We start from the raw sequence: 25061 nt of genomic DNA, 5'->3' as shown, positions 1-25061 counted from the left end.
CCCGGAGAAGCCGCAATGAAATCGACCCGGCCGCCGCTGATCCTGCTGCTTCCCCCGGCGATCCTGATCCTGATGTTCCTGACGGGGATCGCCTATCTCGCCGTGGAATCGCTGCGCACCGCGGATGGCTTTGGCCTGGACAATTTCGTGCGCTTCTTCGAGCGGGCCGACTACGTCGCGGTACTGCTGCGCACGATAGGGATCGCGCTGGTCGTCACGTTCTTTTCCGTACTGGTCGGTTATCCCATCGCCTATGCGATTTCGCGCTATCGCGGCAACCGCAATTTCCTGATGATGCTGGTCATCACGCCGTGGCTGGTCAGCGTGGTGGTGCGCACCTACGGCTGGGTGGTGATCCTGGGGCCCAAGGGCACGCTGAATTCGCTGCTGCTGTCGCTGGGTGTCATCGATACGCCGATGCGCCTGATTTTCAACATGACCGGGGTGGTGATTGGCCTGGTGCATGTCTTCAGTCCGTTTTTCATCGTCTCGGTGCTGGCGGTGCTGCTGCATCTGGATCGCGCCCTGGACGAGGCCTCGCAGACGCTGGCGGCCGGCCCGCTCAAGACCTTTTTGCATGTCACCCTGCCGCTGAGCCTGCCGGGTGTCATCACTGGCGCCATGCTGGTCTATCTGCTGTCGACCGGGGCCATTGTTACGCCGCTGTTGCTGGGGGGCGTGCGTGACGGCATGCTGGCCACGCAGATCTACCAGGACGTGCTGCAGGTTTTCGACTATCCGAAGGCAGCCAGCATGGCGATCGTGCTGCTGCTCGCGGCGTTCTCGCTGGTCATTCCCTTGCAACTGCTCGAACGCCGCGTCGCGGCGCGCGTGTCCGGAACGGGAGCCTGATATGCGCTGGCTATACCGCTTGCTGCTGGTTCTGCTGTTTGGCTTCCTGCCCTTGCCCATTCTGGTGGTGGCGGTGTCGTCGTTCACGTCCACCGGGTACTTCACCTTGCCGCTGGCGTCGCTCTCCTGGCGTTGGTATCTGGAGTTCTTCACCGATCCGCAATGGTTGGGTCTGTTGGCGGTCAGCGCCGGCATCGCCTTGCTGGTGGCATTCATCAGCACATCGGTGGCCCTGCTGGCCGCGCTCGTGCTGGACCGCAGCCGGATCAGGGGGGGCGGCATTATTGAAGCGCTGATCATGTTGCCATTGGTATTCCCCAATGCCGCGCTGGGCGTAGCGTTCCTGGGGCTGCTCGGCCTGCTCGGCGTCAGCGGCTCGTATTTGGGCATCGTATTGGCGCATTGCATCATCACGCTGCCGTTCGCGTACCGCCCCATCCTGAATTCCCTGCGCAAGTTGGACCCCGCGCTGGGAGAGGCCAGCATGAGCCTGGGCGCGCGGCCGGCGCAGGTCTTGCGCACAGTGACCCTGCCCATGCTCAAACCAGGGCTGATCACCGCCTTCCTGTTCTGCTTCATCGTGTCGTTCGACGAGGCGACGATCACCGTCTTCCTGGTCGCGCCGGACGTCAACACCTTGCCTGTGCGCATCCTCACGCAGATACAGGAAAGCGCCAGTCCCGTGATTGCCGCCATCGCCACGTTCCTGATTGTCTTCACGCTTGCGCTGGTGCTGCTGCTGGAACGCACGGTCGGCCTGGAGATGTTCGCCGCGCCAGAGCGCGACCACTGAATCGATTTTTCATGCCCGGAGCGCGATATGTACGAGATCCAGCCCGAAGACGCGGAACTTCTCAAACACTTCAGGACGACGACCACCAAGAACCGGCCGTTGAAGCTGAACCGCCTGCTCAACCGATTGCGGATGGAGCCCATGGCCGGCAAGCAGGTCATCGTCTGCACCCAGCCTTACTCGGAGTACGCCATCGGCACGCTCGGCGCGGGGCGGGGCGATCCGGTCGAACTGGCGCCGCAACGCTACGCCAAGCTGGCCGACGCCCAGTGGGCGCTGCTGAAGATCCGCTGGGCCATCCACTCGCCTTATCCCTGGCCGTCCGACCTGGACTGAACGCAGGCCGCCACACCGAGTCGCCCGAATCAAACTGACGGAGCTTGTATGTACGAGATCCTGGGGTACCCCAGCACCTGGACGATCGCGCCGGGAGAGACCATAGAATTCAAAGTGAGTTGCGCGCATGCGCTGCGCTATGACGCCGACCTGGTGCGTATCCGCAGCGGCGACGTTACGCCCGGCGCTCCCGGCTTGAAAGAGGCCGTGGTGATGCAGGGCATCGCCACCGCCATCGCCGGGCGTCCCCAAGCCACCGAAACCGGTTCGCGCGCGGTGGCGCCCGCTTTCGGCGAGCCTGCCACGGGCTGCAAGAGCTGGATCCTGGCGGTGATGCCGACTTTGCCTTGCAACGGTGGCGATCAGGCGATCCTGTCGCGCTGGGACGACGCCGCGCGCGTCGGATATCTGTTGGGCCTGGATCGGGATGGCTGTCTGTTCTGGGAACAGGGCAGCGGCGGCAAGAGCGAGCGCGTCACGCTAGGATTGCCCATGACCGTGCGCCAGTGGTATCTGGTGGCGGTAACGCTGGACCTGGACTCGGGGGCGGTCGAGCTGCGGCAGATGCCCGCCAACCCCTTGCTGGCCGTGAATTCGCATGCGCAGGCGAGCGGCCGGCTGCCGGCGGTCGATCCGGTCGCGTTGGCGCAGCTTCCGCTGACGATGGGCGCGGCCGCCACTGGCCTGCCGTTCCCGCAATATGCCAAGCATTTCAACGGCCGCCTGGATTCGCCCACGCTGCTGCCGTATGGCGCCGGGGATGCAGACCTGGCGCAATTGCGCGTCGAGGCCCAAGGCCGCCGCCATGCCGCGCCGCCGCTGCAGGCCTGGGATTTCTCGCAGCGCATCGACAGCGATGTGCTCGTCGACACGGCCAGGCCCTGGTCGGAGGGGCGCATCGAGAACCTGCCCGCGCGCGGCGTGCCCGGCCTGCGTTGGGATTCCAGCGTCATGTTCTGGCGCGAATGTCCCGACCATTTCGCCGCGCTGCACTTCCATGACGACACCCTGGAGGACGCGCGCTGGGAGACCGATTTCAGCCTGACCGTGCCTGACGACCTGCCCAGCGGCCTGTATGCGGCGCGCCTGACCGGCACAGCGGGAGAGCAGGAACGCATCACCTTCATCGTGCGGCCGAAGGCGGGCGGACCGCGCAAGCGGATCGCATTCCTCGCGTCGACGGCCACCTATATGGCGTATTCGAACTCGCACTACCGCCTGGATGAAGAAGGCATGGAAATGAAGTCGGGCAACTTCATGGTCCTGTATCCCTGGGAGACTTACCTGGGCGAACACCGCGAGTTGAGCCTTTCCATGTACGACACGCATTCGGACGGCTATGGCGTCTACTACGCCTCGCGCTTGCGGCCGGTCTTCAGCATGCATCTGCAATGCCGTACCTGGTCGTTGAACGGCGATACCCACTTCCTGGACTGGCTGGACGAAAAGGGCTTCGACTACGACGTCATCACGGACGACATGCTGCACGCCGAAGGCTTGCAGGCCCTGGAGGGCTACAGCGTGGTCATGACCGGGGCGCATCCCGAGTACTGGACCACGCGCATGTGGCAGGCAATGGTGGCGTACCAGGGGCAGGGCGGCCGCCTCATGTACATGGGCGGCAACGGCTTCTACTGGCGCTGCGCCTACCATCCCGAAAAGCCCTGGTTGATGGAACTGCGCCGCACCGAGACCGGCGCCCGCTACAGCGAGACGCCGGCCGGGGAGAGCTACCACAGCTATACCGGCGAATATGGCGGCACCTGGCGCCGCATCGGGCTGGCGCCACAGACGCTGACGGGCATCGGCACCACCGCGACCGGGTTCGATGCCTCGTCTTATTACCGTCGGCGGCCCGAAAGCCACGACCCGCGTGTGGCCTTCATGTTCGAAGGCGTGGCGGATGAAATCATTGGCGATTTCGGCAGCAGCGGAGGCGGCGCGGCTGGCGACGAGATCGATCGCGTCGACTACCGGCTGGGCACGCCGCCGCATACGCTGATCGTCGCCCGCTCGGAAAAGCACACGCGCTACTACAACGTGGTACCCGAGGAGACGACCTACCACCACCCCACCATCAACGGTGAGGAAGCCAAGCACTGCTATGCGGACCTGGTGTTCTACGAGTGCCTGAACGGCGGCGCGGTTTTTTCCACGGGCTCGATCACGTGGGGGGCGTCGCTGGCCTGGAATGGCTACGACAACAACGTGTCGCGCATCACGGCGAACGTACTGACCCGGTTCGCGGAGGCCACCCCCTTCGTGTTCCCTCAGGCAAGCGGACGCTGAGATACACCATGCGCGCACCAGATTCGGCCGATGCCCCGCAATCCTTGTGGCAGCAGACCGCGGGGCAGGCGCCCGCCGCACCCGCCTTGGCGGCTTCCCTCCAATGCGACGTCGTCATCGTCGGCGCCGGCATTACCGGCTTGTCGACCGCCTTGCACCTGAGCGAACTCGGACTGCGCGTTTGCGTGTTGGATGCCCAGGAACCGGGCTGGGGCGCCTCCGGCCGCAACGGTGGGCAGGTCATTCCGGGCATCAAGCACGATCCGAAGGCGATCCTGGCGCGCTACGGCAAAGCGCTGGGAGAACCGCTATTGCAGATGGTGGCGTCTGCCTCCGACGCGGTATTCGAGCTTATCGAAAGGCATGCCATCGCCTGCCATGCCATGCGGGCCGGCTGGATACAGCCGGCCCATTCTCCTCGCGCATTGGAAACCGTGTCGGACCGCGCCCAGCAGTGGCTGGATCGTGGCGCAGCCGTGGAAATGCTGAACAAGGACGCCGTCAGCGCGAGGCTGGGCACGGACCGGTTCCTGGGCGGCTGGATCGACCGGCGCGCCGGCAGCATCCAGCCCCTGTCCTACACGCGCGGGCTGGTGGCGGCGGCGCAAGCGGCTGGCGCGTCGGTGCATGGACACACCCGCGTCACGGCGCTGGAACGATCAGGCCAGCAATGGCTGGCGCGCACGGAGCAGGGTGTCACTGTCCGCGCCGAGCACGCGCTGATCGCGACCAATGGCTACACCAACGGGCTCTGGCCCGGTCTGCAGCGCAGCGTCATCGCCGCCAACAGCTTCATCGTCGCCACCGGACCGCTGGATCCGAAGGCCTGCGGCCACATCATGCCCGGCGGCGTGGTGGCCTCGGACTCCCGCCGCCTGCTGCTGTACTTCCGCCGCGATCACGAGGGCCGTTTCGTGCTGGGAGGCCGGGGCCATTTCGCCGACCCCGCATCGGAACAGGATTGGGACCACCTGGTGCGCGGCGCGCGCATGCTGTTTCCGGAACTGGCCCGGATTCCCTTCACTTATCGCTGGGCCGGCCGGATCGCTTTGACACGCGATTTCGTGCCGCATGTCCATCAGCCATCGCCCAACCTGCATATCCTGCTGGGCTACAACGGCCGCGGAGTCGCCCTCGCCACGCAGATGGGCCGCTACCTCGCCCGGACCATCGCCGCGGGCGAGCCCATGCCATACCCCGTCACCCCCATCAGGCCACTGCCGTTCCACGGCCTCAAGCGTTTCTACATCGCGCTCGGCGTCGCCTACTACGGCCTGTGCGACAAGCTCTCGTAGAAGCGCGCCTCCATCCTCCTGAGTACACCATGACCATCCAACACATCCCCCAGACCCGCGACACAGCCCAGCTGGACGACCTCGGCCCGGTCGGCATCCCGCTCAGCGAACCCGCCTGCGCATTGCGCGCCAGGAAAATAGTGGTCCCCGGCGCCGAAGCCACCAGCGCCGGCATCTGGGAATGCTCCCCCGGCCAATTCCGCCGCCAGGTCCAGGAAGGCGAAATCATGCACATCCTGGCCGGCGAAGGCTCCTTCACCCCCGACGGCCAGCCCCCGCTGCAATTCCGCGCAGGCGACACCCTGGCCATGCCCCCCAATACCCAAGGCGTCTGGGATATCCGCACCCCCGTCCGAAAGCTCTACGTCCTGGCCCCCGCCAGTTAGACGGAGAACCAAGCGTCCAGTGAACAATGCCCCGCAAGGCAAAGCGAAGCGAGCCGAAGGGACCAGCGAAGCGAAGTCCCAAACTCCCTCCCCCTCGGGGGGAGGGCTGGGGAGGGGGCCCACATACTGCCCCCTGGGGCCCGCCGGCCGAGGTTCTAGCAAGCAAGCGAAGCGCAGCTCTGCTAGAATCTCGGCTGGCGGGCCCCTCCGCATGGTTCGGCGGTGAACCTGGTCAGGTCGGGAACGAAGCAGCCATAGTCGTTTAGGGTCAGTGCCGGAGTAAGGCTCGCCAACCGGATTCTTCAAAGCAACGCGTCATGCCAAACCCATGACGCGTTTGTTTTCAAGGGGGACGGGGTTATTTTCCAAGGATATCTTCCACGGGAATAAACCCGTCCCCTTTGCGTTTCAGGCCAGCTTCCGAAACAGGCTCTACAATCCACCCATGACTTATCTGGTACTGGCCCGCAAGTGGCGGCCGCGATCGTTCGATACCCTCGTGGGACAGGATCACGTGGTGCGCGCGCTGACGCATGCGCTCGACACCCAACGCCTGCACCACGCCTGGCTGTTCACAGGAACTCGGGGGGTGGGCAAGACCACGCTTTCGCGCATCCTGGCCAAGTCGCTCAACTGCGAAACAGGCATCACTTCCAAGCCTTGCGGCGTGTGCCGCGCGTGTACGGAAATCGATTCCGGGCGTTTCGTCGACTACCTCGAACTGGACGCGGCCTCGAACCGCGGCGTCGAGGAAATGACGCAGCTGCTGGAGCAGGCGGTGTACGCGCCGGGCGCGGGGCGCTTCAAGGTCTACATGATCGACGAAGTCCACATGCTGACCGGGCACGCGTTCAACGCCATGCTCAAGACGCTGGAAGAGCCACCGCCCCACGTCAAATTCATACTCGCCACCACCGACCCGCAGAAGATTCCGGTGACGGTGCTGTCGCGCTGCCTGCAGTTCAACCTGAAGCAGATGCCGGCCGATTCCATCGTCGGCCACCTGCAGGCCGTGCTCGGCCAGGAAGACGTGGGCTTCGAGGTCCCCGCCCTGCGGTTGATCGGGCAAGCGGCTTCGGGTTCCATGCGCGATGCCCTGTCGCTGACCGACCAGGCCATCGCCTACAGCGCCGGCAACCTGACCGAGGATGCCGTGCGCGGCATGCTCGGCACCATCGACCAGCGGCACCTGGTGCGCCTGCTGGACGCGCTGTCCGCCGGTGACGCCAAGAGCGTGCTGGCGGTGGCGGATGAATTGGCGATCCGCGGCCTGTCCTATGCCGGCGCCCTGGCCGACCTGGCCGTGCTCTTGTCGCGGGTGGCCATCGAGCAGCGTGTGCGCGGCGTGACGCCGGCCGAAGATCCCCTGGCCGGCGATATCGCCCGGCTGGCGCAGGTGTTGCATCCCGATGCGGTGCAGCTGTTCTATTCGGTTGCGGTGCATAGCCGCAGCGAACTGACCCTGGCGCCCGATGAGTACGCAGGCTTCATCATGGCCTGCCTGCGCATGCTGGCGCTCAATGGCGACGCTGGCCCGCAGACCGCGCTCGAAGCGCCTGCCGCGCCGGCCCGCCAGACGGCCGATGCGGCCGCAGCTCCCGCGCCGGTCGCCGCGCCTGCGCAAGCCCAGCCCGCACCTGCACCTGTGCCTGCACCGGTCTCGGCCGTTGCCGCGCCGGTGGCTGCTGCAATAGCCCCGGAACCCGCGGTCCAGGCGCCGGTTGCGGCTCCGCAGGCGTCCGCGCCCGCCGAGTCCTCCGCTCGCGCCGAACAGGCTCCCGAGCCGGCACCGGTTGCCGCAGAACCCGAACCCGTCGCCGTAGAACCCGAACCCGTCGCCGCGGCGCAAGCCCCGCAATCTACCCAGGCCGGCAGCGTGCCGCCTTGGGAGGACCTGCCGGCCGGAGCGCCGGCGGCGCCCGAGACCGAGGCCGGCAAGACCGCCGGTTCGGCGGCGCTGGCGGTCACGCCGGCTACCGCCGCGGCCATTGCGCCCGTGCCCGCGTCGCAAGCCGACCATGGCGATGGCCCGCCTTCCTGGGTCGACGAAGAAATCCCGTTCGAAGCCGAAGGCGGTTTCGCGCCGGACAACGGCTTTACGTCGGATCCCGACGACGATGATTTCGAAACCCTGGCCAGCGCGCCTTCGGCTGCGCCGCCCGCCGCCGCGCCCGTCCGGCGCGAAGGCCCTGCGCCCGCGCGCAAGCGGCAATCGTCGCGCGCCCGCATGGCGGATATGACTTCCGAAACCTGGCCCGAACTGGCCGCGCGCCTGCCGGTCACCGGCCTGGCGGCGGAGTTGGCGCGCCAGAGCGCATGGGCCGGCGTGCAAGGCGACGCCATCATTCTGCGCGTGGCCGTCAAGACACTGGCCGAAAGCGAAAGCCGCGTCCGTCTGCAGACCGTGCTGTGCGAACATTTCGGCCAGGGCATACGGCTGGACGTCGAGGTCGGCGTAACGGGCGAGGCGACGGCGCATGCCGTGGCCCAGGCCGAACGCGCCGCCCGCCAGCAGGCTGCTGAAGACGCGGTCGCTGTCGATCCTTTTGTACAGGCGCTGGTCGCCGATTTCGGCGGCCAGGTCGTGCCCGGCTCGATCCGCCACGTCGATTCCCCCGCCGCCGCTGCCTGAAGCGGCGGCCATCTCTCATTCCCCTCATTCAAGGAAGCATCGATCATGATGAAAGGACAACTGGCCGGCCTGATGCGCCAGGCGCAGCAAATGCAGGAAAACATGAAGAAGGCGCAGGACGCGCTGGCCGACATCCAGGTCGAAGGCGCTTCCGGCGGCGGCTTGGTCAAGGTCACCATGACCTGCCGCCACGACGTCAAGCGCGTGGCCATCGATCCGTCGCTGCTGGGCGACGACAAGGACATGCTGGAAGACCTGGTTGCCGCCGCGTTCAACGACGCGCTGCGCAAGGCCGAAGCCACCTCGCAGGAAAAGATGGCATCGGTCACCGCCGGCATGCCGTTGCCCCCGGGCATGAAGCTGCCGTTCTGAGCGCAGTCCCAAGGCCGCAATGGATCCGTTACTGCCCGAACCCGAGCCGCTCGTCTCGCTGATCGAGGCGCTGCGGCGCCTGCCCGGCGTGGGCGTGCGTTCTGCCCGGCGCATGGCCTATCACCTGCTGCAGCATGATCCGCAAGGCGCGGACATGCTGGGGCGGGCGCTGGCGGGCGCGGTCCAGGACCTGAAGCATTGCGCCCGCTGCAACAGCTTCTCGGAAGATGAGGTCTGCGGCACCTGCGTCAACCCCAAGCGCGATCCCTCGTTGCTGTGCATCGTCGAGACGCCGGCCGACCAGAACATGATCGAGTCCAGCCACGGCTACCGTGGCCTGTACTACGTGCTGATGGGCCGCGTCGCGCCGCTCGAAGGGATCGGTCCGCGCGAACTGGATTTCGAGCGGGTGATCAAGCGCGCGACCGACGGCGTGGTGCAGGAAGTCATCCTGGCCACCAACTTCACCGCCGAAGGCGAAACCACCGCCCATTTCCTGGGCGAAGCATTGGGCGAACGCGGGCTGCGCGTCACGCGGCTGGCGCGCGGCGTGCCTGCCGGCAGCGAGCTGGAATACGTAGACGCCGGCACCATCGCGTGGGCGCTGATGGAGCGCAAGACCACCTGATTCCGCAGTACCAGAACGCCTTGCCGGCAATGTATCGGCAACGGCAAAACAGTGAGGTAGACAAACCATGTCAGCGCTGACCGGACTGAAGGTCCTGGAACTCGGCACGCTCATTGCCGGCCCGTTCGCCGCGCGCATCTTCGGCGAATTCGGCGCCGACGTCATCAAGGTGGAAACGCCCCACGGGCCTGACGGCACGGGCGGCGGCGATCCCATCCGCAGCTGGCGCCATCTGCACGAGGGCAACTCCCTTTGGTGGACGGTGCAGGCCCGCAACAAGCAATCCATCGCACTCAATCTGAAAGATGCGCGCGCGCGGGAAATCGCCCGCAAGCTGGCGCTGGACGCCGACGTGGTGGTCGAGAATTACCGGCCAGGCGTGCTGGAGAAGTGGGGCCTGGGCTACGAGCAGCTACGCGCGATCAATCCCGCGCTCATCATGGTGCGCCTGTCCGGTTATGGGCAGACCGGTCCCATGAAGGACCAGCCGGGCTTCGGCGCCATCGGCGAATCCATGGGTGGGCTGCGCTATGTGTCGGGCCATCCGGACCGGCCGCCCCTGCGCGTCGGCATCTCCATCGGCGATTCCATCGCCGCGCTGCACGGCGTGATCGGCGCGATGATGGCGCTGCGCCACCGCGATGCCACCGGCGGACGCTGGAACGGCAAGCAGGGCGTGGATTGCCAGGCGGGGCAGGGGCAGATGGTGGACGTGGCGCTGTACGAGGCCGTGTTCAACATGATGGAGAGCCTGGTGCCGGAATATGACGTGGCCGGCGTGGTGCGCGAGCGCACGGGCGGCGCGCTGCCCGGCATCGTGCCATCGAATACCTACACCACCCGCGACGGCCAGAACATCGTCATCGCCGGCAACGGCGACGCGATATTCCACCGGCTAATGCGCGCCATCGGCCGCGATGATCTGGCCACGGACCCTGGCCTGGTGCGCAACGACGGCCGCGCCAAACGCGTGGAAGAGATCGACGGCGCGATCCAGCAGTGGTGCGGCGCGCGCGGCATCGAAGAGGCGCTGGGCGTCCTGAAGGGCGCCGACGTGCCCGTGGGCAAGATCTACAGCGTGGCCGACATGTTCGGCGATCCGCAATTCCTGGCGCGCCGCATGATAGAGCAGCATCGCTTCCCCGACGGCACGCCGGTCAAGCTGCCCGCGGTGGTGCCCAAGCTGTCGGAGACGCCGGGCGAGACGCGTTGGGTGGGCCCGGTATTAGGGGAACATACCGAGGAAGTCCTGAAATCGCTGGGGTATGATTCAGCGGCTATAGAAGAGCTGGCAAAGACCGGCGCTATCGGTCTGCCCGACAACTAGGAGACAACCACATGTCAGTCACTCGCCGTGATCTGCTCAAGATGGCCGGCGCCGCCGGCGTCATGGGCATGGCGCCCGCCATCGTGCGCGCGCAGAAGCTGGAGAAGACCAAGGTCCAGATCGCAGTCGGCGGCAAGCCGCTGATCTACTATCTCCCCCTGTCCATCGCGGAAGCCCGCGGCTACTTCAAGGACGAAGGGCTGGATGTCAGCATCGCCGACTTCGCGGGTGGCTCCAAGGCCTTGCAGGCCGTGGTGGGCGGCAGCGCCGACATCGTGTCGGGCGCGTTCGAACACACCTTGTCCATGCAGTCCAAGGGCCAGGCCTATCGCGCCTTCGTGCTGCAGGGCCGCGCGCCCATGATAGGCGTGGGCGTGTCCAAGAAGAACCTGCCCAACTACAAGGGCCCCGCCGACCTGAAGGGCAAGAAGATCGGCGTGACCGCGCCGGGCTCGTCCACCAACATGGTGGTCAGCTTCTTCCTGGCCAAGCACGGCCTGAAGGCCTCGGACGTGTCCATCATCGGCGTGGGCGCTGGCGCCGGCGCGGTGACCGCGCTGCGCAGCGGCCAGATCGACGCCATCTCCAACACCGACCCCGTGGTGTCGATGCTGGAAATGCCGGGCGACATCCAGATCATCGTCGACACGCGCACGCTCAAGGACACCAAGGACATTTTCGGCGGCAATATGCCGGCGGGCTGCCTGTACGCGCCGCAAGCCTTCATCGACGCCAATCCCAACACCACCCAGGCCCTGGCCAATGCCCTGGTGCGCGCCGACAAGTGGATCCAGAAGGCCGGCGCCGACGAAATCGCCAAGGTCGTGCCGGAAACCTATCTGCTGGGCGATCCGGCCGTCTACAAGGCTGCCATCGCCAAGAGCCTGGAAGGCCTGTCGCCGGACGGCCTGATCCCCGAGGACGGCGCCGCCACCGCGCTCAAGGCGCTGGCGGCCTACCAGGCGGACTTCGACGGTTCCAAGATCGATCCGTCCAAGGTCTGGACCAACGACTACGCCCGCCGCGCCAACGAGAAGTACCCCAATGGCTGAAGCCGCGCTGTCGCTGGAAAACATCAGCTGCACCTTTGTCTCCCGCGACGACCGGTCGCAGCGCTACACCGCCGTCAGCGACACCACCCTGGCCATCGAGCCGGGCGAGTTCGTGTCGGTGGTGGGCCCGACCGGCTGCGGCAAGTCCACCCTGCTCAACGTCGGCGCCGGGCTGCTGGCGCCGTCGTCGGGCAGCGTGAAGGTGTTCGGGCAGCCTTTGTCCGGCATCAATGAGCGCGCCGGCTACATGTTCCAGGGCGAGGCCCTGCTGCCCTGGCGCAGCGCGCTGGACAACGTGGTGGCCGGCCTGGACTTCGCCGGCGTGCCGCGTTCGCAGGCGCTGGAACGCGGCCGCGAATGGATGCGCCGCGTCGGCCTGGGCGGCTTTGAAAGCCGTTATCCGCACCAGATGTCGGGCGGCATGCGCAAGCGCGCGATGCTGGCGCAGACGCTGATCCGCGACCCCGACATCATCCTGATGGACGAACCGTTTTCGGCGCTGGACATCCAGACCCGCCAGCTCATGGAGAACGAGGTCCTGGACCTCTGGATGGCCAAGCGCAAGGCCGTGCTCTTCATCACGCACGACCTGGACGAGGCCATCGCCATGAGCGACCGCGTGGTGGTGCTGTCGGCGGGGCCGGGCACGCACCCCATCGGCGAATTCGTCATCGACCTGCCGCGTCCGCGCGACGTGGCCGAAGTGCGCACGCATCCACGCTTCGTCGAATTGCATGCCGCCATCTGGGGCGTGCTGCGCGAAGAAGTCCTAAAGGGCTACGCCCAACAGAAGCGAGCCTAGGCCATGCCCAAGCTGATCAAACCCGGTTCGGCCAGCCTGCGCTTCTGGCAGTTGCTGCTGCTCGTCATCATTTTGCTGGTCTGGCATTTCGCCTCGCGCGATCCCAAGGTGGCCTTCTTCTTCGGCGAACCGCTGAAGGTGTGGGGCCGCATCTGGGCCTGGTTCGTCACCAATGCGGACATCTATACCCACCTGGGCGTGACGCTGACCGAGACCGTGCTGGCCTTCTTCATCGGCACCATTGCCGGGCTGGCCTTTGGCCTGTGGCTGGGCCTGTCGCCGGGCGCCAGCGCAATCCTCGATCCCTACATCAAGGCCGCCAACTCGATGCCGCGCGTCATCCTGGCGCCCATCTTCGGCATGTGGTTCGGCCTGGGCATCTGGTCCAAGGTGGCGCTGGCTGTGACGCTGGTGTTCTTCATCGTGTTCTTCAACGTCTACCAGGGCGTGCGCGAAGTCAGCCCCACCTTGCTCGACAATGCTCGCATGCTGGGCGCGCGCCGGCGCCAGCTGCTGCGGCACGTGTACTTGCCGTCGGCCACCAGTTGGGTGTTCTCCAGCCTGCATACTTCGGTGGGCCTGGCTTTCGTGGGCGCGGTGGTGGGCGAGTACCTGGGCTCGGCCAGCGGCGTGGGCTACTTGATTCTGCAGGCCGAAGGCACCTTCGATGTGAACACCGTGTTCGCGGGCATCATCGTGCTGACGGCGTTCGCGCTGGTGCTGGACGCCGTCGTCGGCATAGGTGAGAAACGCCTGATGAAATGGCAGCCCCGGTCCGGCGAAACCGAAAAAATCTGAAGGAGTTCCCATGGCCCGTCTGCCCTATGCCGACCTGACCCATCCCGAAGCCAAGCCGCTGGTCGACCGCATCGTCGCCGAGCGCGGCAGCGTGCTGCACCTGTACCAGATGCTGCTGCACAGCCCCGCCGTGGCGGGCGGCTGGCTCAACTATCTGACTTCGATCCGCCAGCTCAGCACCTTGCCGGGCGACCTGCGGGAACTGGTGATCATGCGCGTGGCGGTCATCAACGGCGCGCCTTACGAGGCCGACCAGCATGCGCCGATCGCGCTGAAGGAAGGCGTGTCGCAGGCGCAACTGGACGCACTGGATGCTTGGGAAAGCTCGGACCTGTTCGACCAACGCGAAAAGGCCGTGCTGGCTTACACCGACGCCATGACGCGGCAGGTACAGGTGCCCGAGGCCGTATTCCAGGCCGCCCGGGCGGCGATGGGTTCGGAAAAACTCATCGTGGAACTGACTGCGACGGTAGCGGCCTACAACATGGTGTCGCGCTTCCTGGAAGCGTTGCAGGTGCATTCGCACGATCACCGCTGACGCAGGCGCGCGGCCGCCGGCCGCGCATCCTTTCGCCTGCGTAGCGACGGGCGCCGCGGCGCCCGCCCGGTTCAGGTCCGCTGCGCCTCGATCAGCGCATCCAGCTTGACCGCGTCCGCCACGAACAGGCGGATGCCTTCCGACAACTTCTCGCTGCCCATCGCGTCTTCATTGAGCAGGGTACGGAACGTGACTTCGTCCGCGCCGATGCGGGCGATGTTGGCGGGGACGTCGTCCGCGCGCAATTGTGCCGGCGCGTCGCCCTGGGTACCGGCCAGCTTGGTCAGCAGCTCCGGGCTGATGGTCAGCAGGTCGCAGCCCGACAGCGCCAGGATCTGGCCGACGTTGCGGAAGCTCGCGCCCATGATTTCCGTGGGGATGTCGAAGTGCTTGTAGTACTGGTAGATCCGGGTCACGGACAGCACGCCCGGATCGCGCGCGCCGGCGTTATCGGCTTCGACCCAATTGGCGCCGGCGGATTTCTTGTGCCAGTCGTAGATGCGGCCGACGAAGGGCGAGATCAGCTGCACGTGGGCGTCGGCGCAGGCCACGGCCTGCGGCAGCGAGAACAGCAGGGTCAGGTTGCAGCGCACGCCTTCCGATTGCAGGGCGCGGGCGGCCTGGATGCCTTCCCAGGTCGAGGCGATCTTGATCAGCACGCGCTCGCGCGGCACGCCGGCGGCTTCGTACAGGGCGATCAGGCTGCGGGCGCGCTCGATGGTGGCGCGGGTGTCGAAGGACAGGCGGGCATCGACCTCGGTCGAGACGCGGCCGGGCACGATGTCCAGGATGGCGCGGCCGAAGGCGACCAGCAGGCGGTCCATGAGTTCGGCGGTGGGCGCGCCGCGGTGCTCGCGCGCGGTCTTTTCCAGCAGGGGGCGGTAGGCGTCCTGCTGGACGGCCTTGAGAATAAGGGACGGGTTCGTCGTGGCGTCGGTGGGACGCAGCGCCTTCATGGCTTCGAAATCCCCCGTGTCGGCGACGACGGTGGTGTGGTTGCGCAGGGCGTCAAGTTGGCTGGACATGGACGATACGGCTCGCAGCAGGCTAGGGTTGAAGGTGTCCTAGCGTATCACTGAGGCCGCCAGGGCGCTGTCGGCTGGATGAGGGAGGGGGACGGCGGGACGCGGAAAAACAGGCCAAAACGCCGTTTCCGGCCTTATTTGGCGCGGTTCGCCAGGGAAAACGCCCGCTCAGGGTATAATCCGAAGGTTTGATTATCGATTCTAAAACCGGGGTTTACTGTGCTGCCGCAACTCTTTCCCGAGGGGATCAACCGCTTCCCTCCTGCAATTCTGGCTCTGGCGGACGGTACCATTTTTCGAGGCGTGTCGATCGGTGCGCCTGGGCATACCGTTGCCGAAGTGGTGTTCAACACCGCGATGACCGGGTACCAGGAAATTCTCACCGATCCCAGCTATAGCGGCCAGATCGTTACGCTGACCTATCCGCATATTGGCAATACTGGCGTCAACGCCGAAGACGTGGAAGCCAAGCGCGTCTTCGCCGCCGGCCTGGTGGTCCGTGACTGTCCCGCCCGCGTGTCGAACTTCCGTTCCACGCAATCGTTGCCTGAGTACCTCGCCGAGCAAGGCGTCGTCGCCATTTCCGGCATCGACACCCGCAAGCTCACCCGTATCCTTCGCGAAAAGGGCGCCCAGGGCGCCTGCATCTTCGTTGGCGCCGACGCTGAGCGCGCCGTCGAACTGGCCCGCGGCTTTGCCGGCATGGCCGGCCAGGACCTGGCCAAGGTGGTGTCGCTCAAGGACAGCGCCGAATGGACCGAAGGCACCTGGCAATTGGGCAAGGGCTTCTCCAAGCCCGACCAGTCCAAGTTCCACGTCGTGGCCTACGACTTCGGCATCAAGACCAACATCCTGCGCCTGCTGGCTGATCGCGGCTGCCGCCTGACGGTGGTGCCGGCCCAGACCAGCGCCGAGGAAGTCTTCAAGCTCAACCCCGACGGCGTGTTCCTGTCCAACGGCCCCGGCGACCCCGAGCCCTGCGACTACGCCATCGAGGCCACGCGCGCCTTCCTGGACAAGAAGCTGCCGGTGTTCGGCATCTGCCTGGGCCACCAGATCATGGGCCTGGCGCTGGGCGGCAAGACGCTCAAGATGAAGACCGGCCACCACGGCGCCAACCACCCCGTGCAGGACCTTCAGTCCAAGCGCGTGTTCATCACCAGCCAGAACCATGGCTTCGCGGTCGACGCGGCCAGCCTGCCGGCCACCGCGCGCGTGACGCATGTTTCGCTGTTCGACGGCACGCTGCAGGGCTTCGAGCTCACCGACCGCCCGGCCTTCTGCTTCCAGGGTCACCCCGAAGCCAGCCCGGGTCCGCACGACATCCTTGAACTGTTCGACAAGTTCATCGACCTGATGTCCGGCCAAAAGTAAAGATTGCATCATGCCCAAGCGTACAGACCTAAAAAGCATACTCATCATCGGCGCCGGCCCCATCATCATCGGGCAGGCCTGCGAATTCGACTATTCCGGCGCACAGGCGTGCAAGGCGCTCAAGGCCGAGGGCTATCGCACCATCCTGGTGAACAGCAACCCGGCCACGATCATGACGGATCCGGAAACGGCCGACGTCACCTACATCGAGCCCATCACCTGGCAAGCCGTCGAAAAGATCATCGAGCGTGAAAAGCCCGATGCGCTGCTGCCCACGATGGGCGGCCAGACCGCGCTGAACTGCGCGTTGGACCTGGCCCACCACGGCGTGCTGAAGAAGCACAACGTGGAACTGATCGGCGCCAACGAGCACGCCATCGAAAAGGCCGAGGACCGCCAGAAGTTCAAGCAGGCCATGACCGACATCGGCCTGGAATCGGCCAAGTCGGGCGTGGCCCACAGCATGGACGAAGCCTGGGAAGTGCAGCGCCGCATCGCGGCCGAAGTCGGCACTTCCGGTTTCCCCGCCGTGATCCGCCCCAGCTTCACCATGGGCGGTTCGGGCGGCGGCATCGCCTACAACGCCGAAGAATTCGAAACCATCTGCCGCCGCGGCCTGGAAGCTTCGCCCACCAGCGAACTGCTGATCGAAGAGTCGCTGCTGGGCTGGAAGGAATTCGAGATGGAAGTGGTCCGCGACAAGGCGGACAACTGCATCATCGTCTGCTCCATCGAAAACCTGGACCCGATGGGCGTGCACACGGGCGACTCCATTACCGTGGCGCCGGCTCAGACGCTGACCGACAAGGAATACCAGATCATGCGTAACGCATCGATCGCGGTATTGCGCGAGATCGGCGTGGATACGGGCGGCTCGAACGTGCAGTTCGCGGTCAACCCCCGCGACGGCCGCATGATCGTCATCGAGATGAACCCGCGCGTGTCGCGTTCGTCGGCGCTGGCCTCCAAGGCCACCGGCTTCCCCATCGCCAAGGTCGCCGCGCGCCTGGCCGTGGGCTACACGCTGGACGAACTCAAGAACGAAATCACCGGCGGTGCCACGCCCGCTTCGTTCGAACCCTCGATCGACTACGTCGTCACCAAGGTGCCGCGTTTCGCCTTCGAGAAATTCCCCACCGCCGACGCGCGCCTGACCACCCAGATGAAGTCCGTGGGTGAAGTCATGGCCATCGGCCGCACCTTCCAGGAATCATTCCAGAAGGCGCTGCGCGGTCTGGAAGTCGGCGTCGACGGCCTGAACCAGAAGACCACCGACCGCGAGAAGCTGCAGGTCGAACTGGGCGAACCCGGTCCGGAACGCATCTGGTACGTGGGCGACGCCTTCGCGCAGGGCTTCACGCTGGACGAAGTGCACAACATCACGCACATCGACCCGTGGTTCCTGTCGCAGATCAAGGAAATCGTCGACATCGAACTGGCGCTGGAACAGAAGACGCTGGCCGACCTGGACTACGCCACGCTGTGGGAACTCAAGCGCCGCGGTTTCTCCGACCGCCGCCTGGCTTTCCTGCTGGATTCCTCGGAATCCGAAGTGCGCAAGCTGCGCCACCAGTTGAATGTGCGTCCGGTCTACAAGCGCGTCGATACCTGCGCCGCTGAATTCGCCACCCGCACGGCCTACATGTACTCGACCTACGAGGAAGAGTGCGAAGCCGCGCCCACCGACCGCAAGAAGATCGTGGTGCTGGGTGGCGGTCCGAACCGCATCGGCCAGGGCATTGAGTTCGACTACTGCTGCGTGCATGCCGCGCTGGCGCTGCGCGACGATGGGTACGAGACCATCATGGTCAACTGCAACCCGGAAACCGTGTCCACCGACTACGACACTTCCGACCGCCTGTACTTCGAGCCGCTGACGCTCGAAGACGTGCTGGAAATCGTCCACAAGGAAAACCCGGTCGGCATGATCGTCCAGTACGGCGGCCAGACCCCGCTGAAGCTGGCGCGCGCCCTGGAAGCGAACGGCGTGCCCATCATCGGCACCAGCCCCGAATCCATCGACGTGGCCGAAGACCGCGAGCGCTTCCAGAAGCTGCTCAACAAGCTTGGCCTGCGCCAGCCGCCCAACCGCACCGCGCGCACGGAAGGCGAGGCCCTGGCCCACGCCGCCGAAATCGGCTATCCGCTGGTGGTCCGCCCCAGCTACGTGCTGGGCGGCCGTGCCATGGAAATCGTGCACGAGCAGCAAGACCTCGAGCGCTACATGCGCGAGGCCGTGAAGGTCAGCAATGACTCGCCCGTGCTGCTGGACCGCTTCCTGAACAACGCCACCGAAGTGGACGTGGACTGCCTGGCCGACGGCGAAACCGTCTTCATCGGCGGCGTCATGGAACACATCGAGCAGGCAGGCGTGCACTCGGGCGACTCGGCTTGCAGCCTGCCGCCGTACTCGCTGTCGGCGGAAGTCATCGCCGAGATCAAGCGCCAGACCACGATGATGGCCAAGGCGCTGAACGTCAGCGGCCTGATGAACGTGCAGTTCGCGATCCAGGGCGGCGACGTCTACGTGCTGGAAGTGAACCCGCGCGCTTCGCGCACGGTGCCTTACGTTTCCAAGGCCACCGGCCTGCAGCTGGCCAAGATCGCCGCGCGCGCCATGGCAGGCCAGACCCTGGCCGCCCAGGGCATCACCAAGGAAGTCGTGCCGCCTTACTTCTCGGTCAAGGAAGCCGTGTTCCCGTTCGTGAAGTTCCCGGGCGTGGACACCATCCTGGGTCCGGAAATGAAGTCGACCGGCGAAGTGATGGGCGTGGGCACGAGCTTCGGCGAAGCCTTCGTCAAGTCGCAATTGGCCGCGGGCGTGCGCCTGCCGGAATCCGGCACGGTGTTCATCAGCGTCAAGAACCAGGACAAGCCCCTGGCGGTGGAAGTGGCGCGCGGCCTGCACGCGCTTGGTTTCAAGCTGGTCGCCACGCGCGGCACGGCTGCCGAGATTGAATCTGCCGGCATCCCGGTGCAGTTGGTGAACAAGGTCAACGAAGGCCGTCCGCACATCGTCGACATGGTGAAGAACGGCGAGATCGCGCTGGTCATCAACACCGTCGAAGAGCGCCGCAACGCCATCGCTGATTCGCGCACCATCCGCACCCAGGCGCTGGCCGCCCGCGTGACCTTCTTCACGACCATCGCCGGCGCCCGCGCCGCGGTCGAAGGCATGCAGTATCTGCGCCAAGGCCTGGGCCTGCAGGTGTATCCGCTGCAGGAGCTGCACGCTTCCTTGCAAGGCTAAGCCGGCAAGCGACACAATAGGGCACGCGAGAGCGTGCCCTATTTTTTTGCAACGCGATTCCGCAACGCCACTACAGGCATCAGGCACACATGGAAAGAGTCTTCATCACCGGCGCCAGCAGCGGCCTGGGACGCGCCCTGGCGCAGCAGTACGCCTCTACCGGCGCCACCCTGGGCCTGCTGGGCCGGCGCGAGGACGCCTTGCGGGAATTGGCCGACAGCCTGCCGGGCGAGCACCGCTGCTATGCGGTGGACGTGCGCGATCGCCAGGCCCTGCATGCCGCGGCCCAGGATTTCATTGCTTTCTGCCAGGGGCGGGTGGACGTGGTCATCGCCAGCGCCGGCATCAGCGCAGGCACGCTGACCGAGCATGGCGAGGACTACGACGTCTTCAAGGCTATCGTCGATACCAATCTGCTGGCCACCGTGGCGACTTTCGAACCCTTCATCGCGTCCATGCGCGCGGCCAGATCAGGCCGCCTGGTGGGCATCGCCAGCGTGGCGGGGGTGCGGGGGCTGCCGGGAGCGGGCGCCTACAGCGCGTCCAAATCGGCGGTGGTGACCTACTGCGAAAGCCTGCGGCTGGAACTGGCCGCCGAAGGCGTGGACGTGGTGACCATAGCGCCCGGTTACATCAAGACGGCGATGACGGCGCACAATCCGTATTCCATGCCGTTCCTGATGGAGGCGGATGCCTTCGCCCGCCGCGCGCGCAGCGCGATCGGGCGGGGCGCGTCCTATGTGGTGATTCCGTGGCAGATGGGCATCGTGGCCAAGCTGATGCGGCTTCTGCCCAACGCCGTCTACGACAGGCTGGCGCGCAACGCGCCGCGCAAGCCGCGCCGCGCGCGCTGAAGTCTCAGGGCACCACGTCGTTGCCGACCTCGTCGGTCACGTGGCCCACGTCGCCCCAGTCCAGCACCTGCCACTTGCGGCCCTGTACGCCGACGCGGTTGATGCTGACATTCAGCAGCGAGGCGTCGCGCGGCCCGTTCAGTGGCACGCCCGAGGCATGGCGCCAGATGATGTCCAGCACGCCGCCGTGCGTGAACATCAGGATGCGCTCGTCGTCGTGGCGGCTGGCAATGTCGTCCACGGTGGAGATGACGCGGGACTGGAACTGGCCCAGCGTTTCGCCGCCGTCCAGCGGGCGCAGCGGATCGCGGCTTTTCCAGGCGGCCGCAGCTTCGGGGGCCAGCACGTCGATGCGTTCGTGGTCCAGGCCCTCCAGTACGCCGAAGCCGCGCTCGCGGATGCCCGGCTCCACGCGCACGCGCAGACCCAGCTGTTCGGACACGGGCACGGCGGTGGCGTGGGCGCGCTGCAGATCGCTGCTGTAGATGGCGTGGATGGGCGTGTGGCGGGCTTCCTCGCGCATGCGCGCGGCCAGCAGGCTGGCCTGGTTGACGCCGAATTCGTTCAGGGGGATGTCTTGCCAGCCTTGCAGGCGCCGCTGGCGGTTCCAGTCGGTTTCGCCGTGGCGGATGAACCAGATTTCAGTCATTACGATCTTGATGCAGGATTAAAGCTGGGCCGGCGCGATGGGCGTGCGCGGTTTCCAGATGGTTTGAATGATCGAGCTTAACGCGACCAGCGCGGGCTCGCTAGCGCGCTCGTAGGGCAGGATGAATCCGAGCATGGCGTCGACGCGCGCCTGGCCCCAGACGATGAAGTCGTTCGAGGCCGCGCCCGCCAGCGCCGCTTCCTCGCGCAGCAGGGCGCAACCGGCGCCCGCGCGCACCAGCGCGTCCAGGTTGGCCTGGTCGTCGTTCTGCATCACGATGCGCGGCGACAGGCCATGGCGTTCGAACATATCCCGTAGCAGCAGGTGCGTGTGGCTGCCGGCGGGGCCGTCCAGCCAGGGCAATTGCGCTACCTCGCGCCAGCCGCCGCGCTTGAGCACCGCGGCGTGCTCGCGGGGCATGGCGATGCGGTAGCGCACGCTGCGCAGCGGCTGCCAGAGCACGCCGCGCGGCGGATTGGCGGCGATGATCAGCGCCGCCGGCAGGCGGCCGGTGCTGACTTGCTCGGCCAGCGCGGCGGCGGGCAGGGTCTGGGTCTTGAGTTCGACCAGCGGCAGGCGCTGGGTGACGGCCGAGGCCAGCTCACCCAGGCGCAGGAAGTCCGGCTTCTCGCTGGGCACGCCCAGTTCGACCGCGCCATGCAGGCTGCCCTGCAGCTGCTGGGCCTCGGATTTGAACTGCGCGCCCAGCACCAGCAGCGATTCGGCGGTGGGCAGCAACACCTCGCCGGCCTTGGCCAGGGCCAGGCGGCCGCCGCTGCGGTCGAACAGCGCCACGCCCAGGCTCTGCTCCAGCGCCTTGATCTGGGCGGTCACGGCAGGCTGGGTCAGCGACAGCGCCTCGGCCGCCTTCGTCAGGTTGCCCAGCCGGGCGACCGTGACGAAGGCGCGGATCTGATAGATTTCCATGGGCCAGAGTTTAGGCCGCCAGCAGCCGCACTTGGGTGGGTTCCAGCCCGATGGAGACCGGGGCGCCGATCGGGAAAGGCGACAGCCCCGCCAGATGCGACTGGTCCGCCGTCAGCCGCTGTTCGCCGATCTGCACCTGATAGCGGGTAAATTCGCCCAGGAACTCGCTGCTTTCCACGATGCCCGGCAGCCAGACGTAGCGCGCGTCGCCCAGCCCGTCCGCCATTTCGATCTGCACGGTATGCGGACGGAAGCTGGCCGCCAGCCGAGATGCGGCCGGCGCTTCGCCAGCGAGCGGCAGGTGCAGGTCGCCTACGCCTTCCACCGCCAGCACCACGCTGCCGCTGGTGCGTTCGCGCACATCGCCTTCCAGCACGTTCATCGTGCCCACGAAGTTGGCGACGAAGCGGTTCACCGGATAGTCGAACAAGGTGCTGGGCGCCCCGATCTGCTGGACCACGCCATGGTCCAGCACCGCCATGCGGTCGGCGGTGGTCATGGCTTCTTCCTGGTCGTGGGTGACGAAGATGGTGGTGATGCCGAGCCGGCGCTGCAGGCTGAGCAAGTCCTGGCGCATCTGCACGCGCAGCTTCTTGTCCAGGTTGGACAGCGGCTCGTCCAGCAGCAGCACCTGGGGCTCGATGACGATGGTGCGGGCCAGGGCCACGCGCTGCTGCTGCCCGCCGGAAAGCTGGTTGGGCCGGCGCTTGCCGTACTGGGACAGGCCGACCAGGTCCAGCGCGGCTTCCACCTTGGCGCGGATCTCGGCGCGCGGCAGCTTGCGTTCGACCAGGCCGAAGGCCACGTTGTCCCACACCGTCATGTGCGGCCACAGGGCGTAGTTCTGGAACACCATGCCGATATTGCGGTTCCAGGGCGGCGTGCCGCTGATGTCCTTGCCGTCCACCAGCAGCTGTCCGGCGCTGTGCCGGTTGAAGCCGGCGATCAGGCGCAGCAGCGTGGACTTGCCCGAGCCTGACGGTCCCAGCAAGGCGAAGAACTCGCCGGGCTCGATGCTGATGTTGACGTCCTTCAGCACTTCCGTCTTGCCGTAGGACAGCCGGATGTTGCGGCATTCGACGCTGACTTTCTTCATGCGGATTCCCCTTCATTGCGAGCCGGCCGCTGGCGCGACTGGGCGCGCTCCACCAGCAGGTGCGATACATACGTGCCGATGGCCACTGCGGCCACCGCCAGGACGCCGAGCGCAGCGCCCGGGCCCCGGCCCGCCGCGCTCTGCATGTACAGATAGATGCCGTAGCTCATGGGCGCCTGGCTGTCCTTGGTCACCAGCATGATGGTGGCCGACAGCTCGACCGCCGCTGTCACGAAGCTGGTAACGAAGCCTGCCAGCATGCCGCCGGCCATCAGCGGCACGACCACGCGGCGTATCGTGCTCATGCGGGTCGCCCCCAGAGATTGCGCGGCTTCTTCAAGCGAGATATTGATCTGCTGTAAGGACGCCACGCAGGAGCGCAACGCATAAGGCAGCCGCCGCACCGAGTACGCGATCATGATGATGATCCACGACGAGGTCAGCAGGGTGCCGGTGCCGGGCAGCTCGATGCCGCGGAAGGTGCGCAGAAAACCGATAGCCAGCACGATGCCCGGGATCGCCAGCGCGGCGGAGGCCAGGAAGTCCAGCCACTGGCGCGCCGGCAGGCGGGTACGCAGCATCAGATAGGCGATGGCGGTGCCCAGGATCACGTCCACACCTGCGGCCAGGCCGCAATAGAGCAGGGTGTTGGCAATCATGCCCTGCGATTCGGAGAACACCGCCGAGTAATGCGCCAGCGTATAGCCGTCCGGCAGCGGCGCGAAGCTCCAGACGCTGGCCAGCGACAGCAGCAGCACGCCCATGTGCGGCGACAGCACCAGCAGCAGCACCAGGATGATCCAGCCATAGGCCAGCACGCTTTCCATCGGCCGCAGCTTGCGCTTCTGGATGGAGCTGCCGCCCTTCTGCAGGGTGGAATAGTCGCGGCCCTTGAGCACGCGCGCCGACAACCACAGGGCCAGGATCGAGAACCCGACCATGATGACGCTGATCACATACCCCAGCGGGTCTTCCAGACCGACCTGCGTGATGCGCAGATAGGCTTGCGGCGCCAGCATGTTGGTGGTGCCCAGCACCAGCGGCGTGCCCAGGTCGTCGAACACCTTGACGAACACCAGGGACGCGCCGGCCACGTAACCGGGCAGGGCCAGCGGAAAGATCACGCGGCGGAACAGGCGGAAACCCCGCGAGCCCAGGTTGAAGGCCGCTTCCTCCATGGCGCCGTCGATATTGCGCAGCGCCACCACCAGGTTCATCAGGATGAATGGGAAGTAGTGCAGCGACTCCACGAAGATGACGCCGTTCAAGCCTTCCATGAAGGGAATGGTGAAGCCGAACCAGTCGTTGAGCAGCAGGTTCACGCTGCCCGAGCGGCCGAAGATCAGTTGCATCGCGACCGCGCCCACGAAGGGCGGCATGATCAGCGGCAGCACGCCCAGCGTCTGGATCAGCAGCGCGCCGCGGAAATCGAAGCGCACCGTGAAGTACGCCAGCGGCACGGCGATGAGCGATGCCAGCAGCGCCGACCAGCCCGCTACGTAGAGGCTGTTGAAGAAGGCTTCCTTCATCAGCGGCTGGTTGAAGAAGGCGCCGAAATGGCCCATGGTGAAGCTGCCGTCGGCGTTCACGAAGGCGCTGTAGAACACCGTACCCACCGGCACGGCCAAAAACAGCAGCAGAAAACCGAACACCAGTAGCGCCGTCAGCAAGGGGCCGACGGGCAGGCGCGAGTGGCCCGAAGAATTCATCGAGATTCCCGAAATCGTTGCCAGGGGAAAACCGCGGCGGCGGACGGGACTGGTCCCGTCCGGCCCGCGCGCGTCCT

At 66.2% G+C, this 25061-nt stretch carries 22 protein-coding genes and 1 other RNA gene; 18 read left to right on the top strand and 5 right to left on the bottom strand.

Going from position 1 to position 25061, the window contains the following annotated elements; genetic code table 11:
• The first annotated feature begins 15 nt into the window (after positions 1-15).
• The 15 genes from AXYL_RS24790 to AXYL_RS24725 all read left to right on the top strand — a co-directional run bounded on the left by AXYL_RS24790 (position 16) and on the right by AXYL_RS24725 (position 14100).
• Entirely contained in the window at positions 16-852 is an 837-nt protein-coding gene (locus AXYL_RS24790) for an ABC transporter permease (protein WP_013395619.1), read from the top strand.
• Between the two features lies 1 nt (position 853).
• Positions 854-1645, top strand: a complete 792-nt coding sequence (locus tag AXYL_RS24785) for an ABC transporter permease (protein ID WP_013395618.1) — start codon at positions 854-856, stop codon at positions 1643-1645.
• Positions 1646-1672: 27 nt separating this feature from the next.
• Positions 1673-1981: a hypothetical protein gene (locus tag AXYL_RS24780; protein ID WP_013395617.1), complete on the top strand. Its 309-nt coding sequence runs from the start codon at positions 1673-1675 to the stop codon at positions 1979-1981.
• Positions 1982-2029: 48 nt separating this feature from the next.
• The gene (locus AXYL_RS24775; protein ID WP_013395616.1) at positions 2030-4270 is read left to right on the top strand and encodes a N,N-dimethylformamidase beta subunit family domain-containing protein; all 2241 of its coding nucleotides are present in this window, start codon (positions 2030-2032) and stop codon (positions 4268-4270) included.
• Positions 4271-4278: 8 nt separating this feature from the next.
• Positions 4279-5565 (top strand): NAD(P)/FAD-dependent oxidoreductase, encoded by a 1287-nt coding sequence (locus AXYL_RS24770; RefSeq protein WP_013395615.1) that lies wholly within the window; start codon positions 4279-4281, stop codon positions 5563-5565.
• 29 nt (positions 5566-5594) lie between these two features.
• Positions 5595-5951: a cupin domain-containing protein gene (locus AXYL_RS24765; RefSeq protein WP_013395614.1), complete on the top strand. Its 357-nt coding sequence runs from the start codon at positions 5595-5597 to the stop codon at positions 5949-5951.
• Positions 5952-6147: 196 nt separating this feature from the next.
• Positions 6148-6245: signal recognition particle sRNA small type (gene ffs / locus AXYL_RS34230), an RNA gene on the top strand.
• Between the two features lie 151 nt (positions 6246-6396).
• Positions 6397-8583, top strand: a complete 2187-nt coding sequence (locus AXYL_RS24760; protein ID WP_013395613.1) for a DNA polymerase III subunit gamma/tau — start codon at positions 6397-6399, stop codon at positions 8581-8583.
• A gap of 45 nt (positions 8584-8628) precedes the next feature.
• Positions 8629-8955 (top strand): YbaB/EbfC family nucleoid-associated protein, encoded by a 327-nt coding sequence (locus AXYL_RS24755; RefSeq protein WP_013395612.1) that lies wholly within the window; start codon positions 8629-8631, stop codon positions 8953-8955.
• A 19-nt stretch (positions 8956-8974) separates the two neighbouring features.
• Positions 8975-9583, top strand: a complete 609-nt coding sequence (gene recR, locus AXYL_RS24750) for a recombination mediator RecR (protein WP_013395611.1) — start codon at positions 8975-8977, stop codon at positions 9581-9583.
• A gap of 67 nt (positions 9584-9650) precedes the next feature.
• On the top strand, positions 9651-10910 hold the full coding sequence (locus tag AXYL_RS24745; RefSeq protein WP_013395610.1) for a CaiB/BaiF CoA transferase family protein: 1260 nt from the start codon (positions 9651-9653) through the stop codon (positions 10908-10910).
• A gap of 11 nt (positions 10911-10921) precedes the next feature.
• Positions 10922-11962 (top strand): ABC transporter substrate-binding protein, encoded by a 1041-nt coding sequence (locus tag AXYL_RS24740; RefSeq protein ID WP_013395609.1) that lies wholly within the window; start codon positions 10922-10924, stop codon positions 11960-11962.
• On the top strand, positions 11955-12764 hold the full coding sequence (locus AXYL_RS24735) for an ABC transporter ATP-binding protein (protein WP_013395608.1): 810 nt from the start codon (positions 11955-11957) through the stop codon (positions 12762-12764). Before AXYL_RS24740 ends, AXYL_RS24735 begins: the two co-directional genes overlap by 8 nt.
• 3 nt (positions 12765-12767) lie before the next feature.
• On the top strand, positions 12768-13562 hold the full coding sequence (locus AXYL_RS24730) for an ABC transporter permease (protein WP_013395607.1): 795 nt from the start codon (positions 12768-12770) through the stop codon (positions 13560-13562).
• A 10-nt stretch (positions 13563-13572) separates the two neighbouring features.
• On the top strand, positions 13573-14100 hold the full coding sequence (locus AXYL_RS24725) for a carboxymuconolactone decarboxylase family protein (protein WP_013395606.1): 528 nt from the start codon (positions 13573-13575) through the stop codon (positions 14098-14100).
• A 71-nt stretch (positions 14101-14171) separates the two neighbouring features.
• On the opposite strand, the gene tal is transcribed toward AXYL_RS24725, so the two are convergent.
• On the bottom strand, positions 14172-15125 hold the full coding sequence (gene tal, locus AXYL_RS24720) for a transaldolase (RefSeq protein ID WP_013395605.1): 954 nt from the start codon (positions 15123-15125) through the stop codon (positions 14172-14174).
• Between the two features lie 219 nt (positions 15126-15344).
• On the opposite strand from tal, the gene carA reads away from it, so the two are divergent.
• The 3 genes from carA to AXYL_RS24705 all read left to right on the top strand — a co-directional run bounded on the left by carA (position 15345) and on the right by AXYL_RS24705 (position 20603).
• A complete protein-coding gene (carA, locus tag AXYL_RS24715; RefSeq protein ID WP_013395604.1) occupies positions 15345-16499 on the top strand; it encodes a glutamine-hydrolyzing carbamoyl-phosphate synthase small subunit in 1155 nt (384 codons plus the stop codon).
• Positions 16500-16509: 10 nt separating this feature from the next.
• A complete protein-coding gene (gene carB, locus AXYL_RS24710) occupies positions 16510-19749 on the top strand; it encodes a carbamoyl-phosphate synthase large subunit (protein WP_013395603.1) in 3240 nt (1079 codons plus the stop codon).
• Between the two features lie 89 nt (positions 19750-19838).
• Positions 19839-20603 (top strand): SDR family oxidoreductase, encoded by a 765-nt coding sequence (locus AXYL_RS24705; RefSeq protein WP_013395602.1) that lies wholly within the window; start codon positions 19839-19841, stop codon positions 20601-20603.
• 4 nt (positions 20604-20607) lie between these two features.
• Here the strand turns inward: AXYL_RS24705 and AXYL_RS24700 are convergent, their stop codons facing one another.
• Genes AXYL_RS24700 through AXYL_RS24685 form a run of 4 tightly spaced genes read right to left on the bottom strand, consistent with a single transcriptional unit; the run spans position 20608 to position 24984 of the window.
• The gene (locus AXYL_RS24700; protein WP_013395601.1) at positions 20608-21252 is read right to left on the bottom strand and encodes a histidine phosphatase family protein; all 645 of its coding nucleotides are present in this window, start codon (positions 21250-21252) and stop codon (positions 20608-20610) included.
• A gap of 18 nt (positions 21253-21270) precedes the next feature.
• Positions 21271-22179 carry a LysR family transcriptional regulator gene (locus tag AXYL_RS24695; protein WP_013395600.1) on the bottom strand — a complete coding sequence of 303 codons (909 nt, stop codon included), beginning with the start codon at positions 22177-22179 and terminating at the stop codon, positions 21271-21273.
• A gap of 10 nt (positions 22180-22189) precedes the next feature.
• A complete protein-coding gene (locus tag AXYL_RS24690) occupies positions 22190-23275 on the bottom strand; it encodes an ABC transporter ATP-binding protein (protein ID WP_013395599.1) in 1086 nt (361 codons plus the stop codon).
• Complete coding sequence (locus tag AXYL_RS24685; protein ID WP_013395598.1) at positions 23272-24984, bottom strand: ABC transporter permease; 1713 nt, start codon at positions 24982-24984, stop codon at positions 23272-23274. Before AXYL_RS24685 ends, AXYL_RS24690 begins: the two co-directional genes overlap by 4 nt.
• Between the last annotated feature and the right edge of the window lie 77 nt (positions 24985-25061).

Origin of the sequence: Achromobacter xylosoxidans A8 (genome assembly GCF_000165835.1) — a bacterium.
Taxonomy (GTDB): Bacteria; Pseudomonadota; Gammaproteobacteria; order Burkholderiales; family Burkholderiaceae_B; genus Achromobacter; species Achromobacter xylosoxidans_B.
Note: the sequence above shows the minus strand (reverse complement) of the source record. Positions and strands in the feature narration are given on the sequence as shown.

Coding starts and splice junctions, on each gene's coding strand:
- AXYL_RS24790 (WP_013395619.1), top strand. CDS start 16: ATGAAATCGACCCGGCCGCCGCTGATCCTGCTGCTTCCCCCGGCGATC.
- AXYL_RS24785 (WP_013395618.1), top strand. CDS start 854: ATGCGCTGGCTATACCGCTTGCTGCTGGTTCTGCTGTTTGGCTTCCTG.
- AXYL_RS24780 (WP_013395617.1), top strand. CDS start 1,673: ATGTACGAGATCCAGCCCGAAGACGCGGAACTTCTCAAACACTTCAGG.
- AXYL_RS24775 (WP_013395616.1), top strand. CDS start 2,030: ATGTACGAGATCCTGGGGTACCCCAGCACCTGGACGATCGCGCCGGGA.
- AXYL_RS24770 (WP_013395615.1), top strand. CDS start 4,279: ATGCGCGCACCAGATTCGGCCGATGCCCCGCAATCCTTGTGGCAGCAG.
- AXYL_RS24765 (WP_013395614.1), top strand. CDS start 5,595: ATGACCATCCAACACATCCCCCAGACCCGCGACACAGCCCAGCTGGAC.
- AXYL_RS24760 (WP_013395613.1), top strand. CDS start 6,397: ATGACTTATCTGGTACTGGCCCGCAAGTGGCGGCCGCGATCGTTCGAT.
- AXYL_RS24755 (WP_013395612.1), top strand. CDS start 8,629: ATGATGAAAGGACAACTGGCCGGCCTGATGCGCCAGGCGCAGCAAATG.
- recR (WP_013395611.1), top strand. CDS start 8,975: ATGGATCCGTTACTGCCCGAACCCGAGCCGCTCGTCTCGCTGATCGAG.
- AXYL_RS24745 (WP_013395610.1), top strand. CDS start 9,651: ATGTCAGCGCTGACCGGACTGAAGGTCCTGGAACTCGGCACGCTCATT.
- AXYL_RS24740 (WP_013395609.1), top strand. CDS start 10,922: ATGTCAGTCACTCGCCGTGATCTGCTCAAGATGGCCGGCGCCGCCGGC.
- AXYL_RS24735 (WP_013395608.1), top strand. CDS start 11,955: ATGGCTGAAGCCGCGCTGTCGCTGGAAAACATCAGCTGCACCTTTGTC.
- AXYL_RS24730 (WP_013395607.1), top strand. CDS start 12,768: ATGCCCAAGCTGATCAAACCCGGTTCGGCCAGCCTGCGCTTCTGGCAG.
- AXYL_RS24725 (WP_013395606.1), top strand. CDS start 13,573: ATGGCCCGTCTGCCCTATGCCGACCTGACCCATCCCGAAGCCAAGCCG.
- tal (WP_013395605.1), bottom strand. CDS start 15,125: ATGTCCAGCCAACTTGACGCCCTGCGCAACCACACCACCGTCGTCGCC.
- carB (WP_013395603.1), top strand. CDS start 16,510: ATGCCCAAGCGTACAGACCTAAAAAGCATACTCATCATCGGCGCCGGC.
- AXYL_RS24705 (WP_013395602.1), top strand. CDS start 19,839: ATGGAAAGAGTCTTCATCACCGGCGCCAGCAGCGGCCTGGGACGCGCC.
- AXYL_RS24700 (WP_013395601.1), bottom strand. CDS start 21,252: ATGACTGAAATCTGGTTCATCCGCCACGGCGAAACCGACTGGAACCGC.
- AXYL_RS24695 (WP_013395600.1), bottom strand. CDS start 22,179: ATGGAAATCTATCAGATCCGCGCCTTCGTCACGGTCGCCCGGCTGGGC.
- AXYL_RS24690 (WP_013395599.1), bottom strand. CDS start 23,275: ATGAAGAAAGTCAGCGTCGAATGCCGCAACATCCGGCTGTCCTACGGC.
- AXYL_RS24685 (WP_013395598.1), bottom strand. CDS start 24,984: ATGAATTCTTCGGGCCACTCGCGCCTGCCCGTCGGCCCCTTGCTGACG.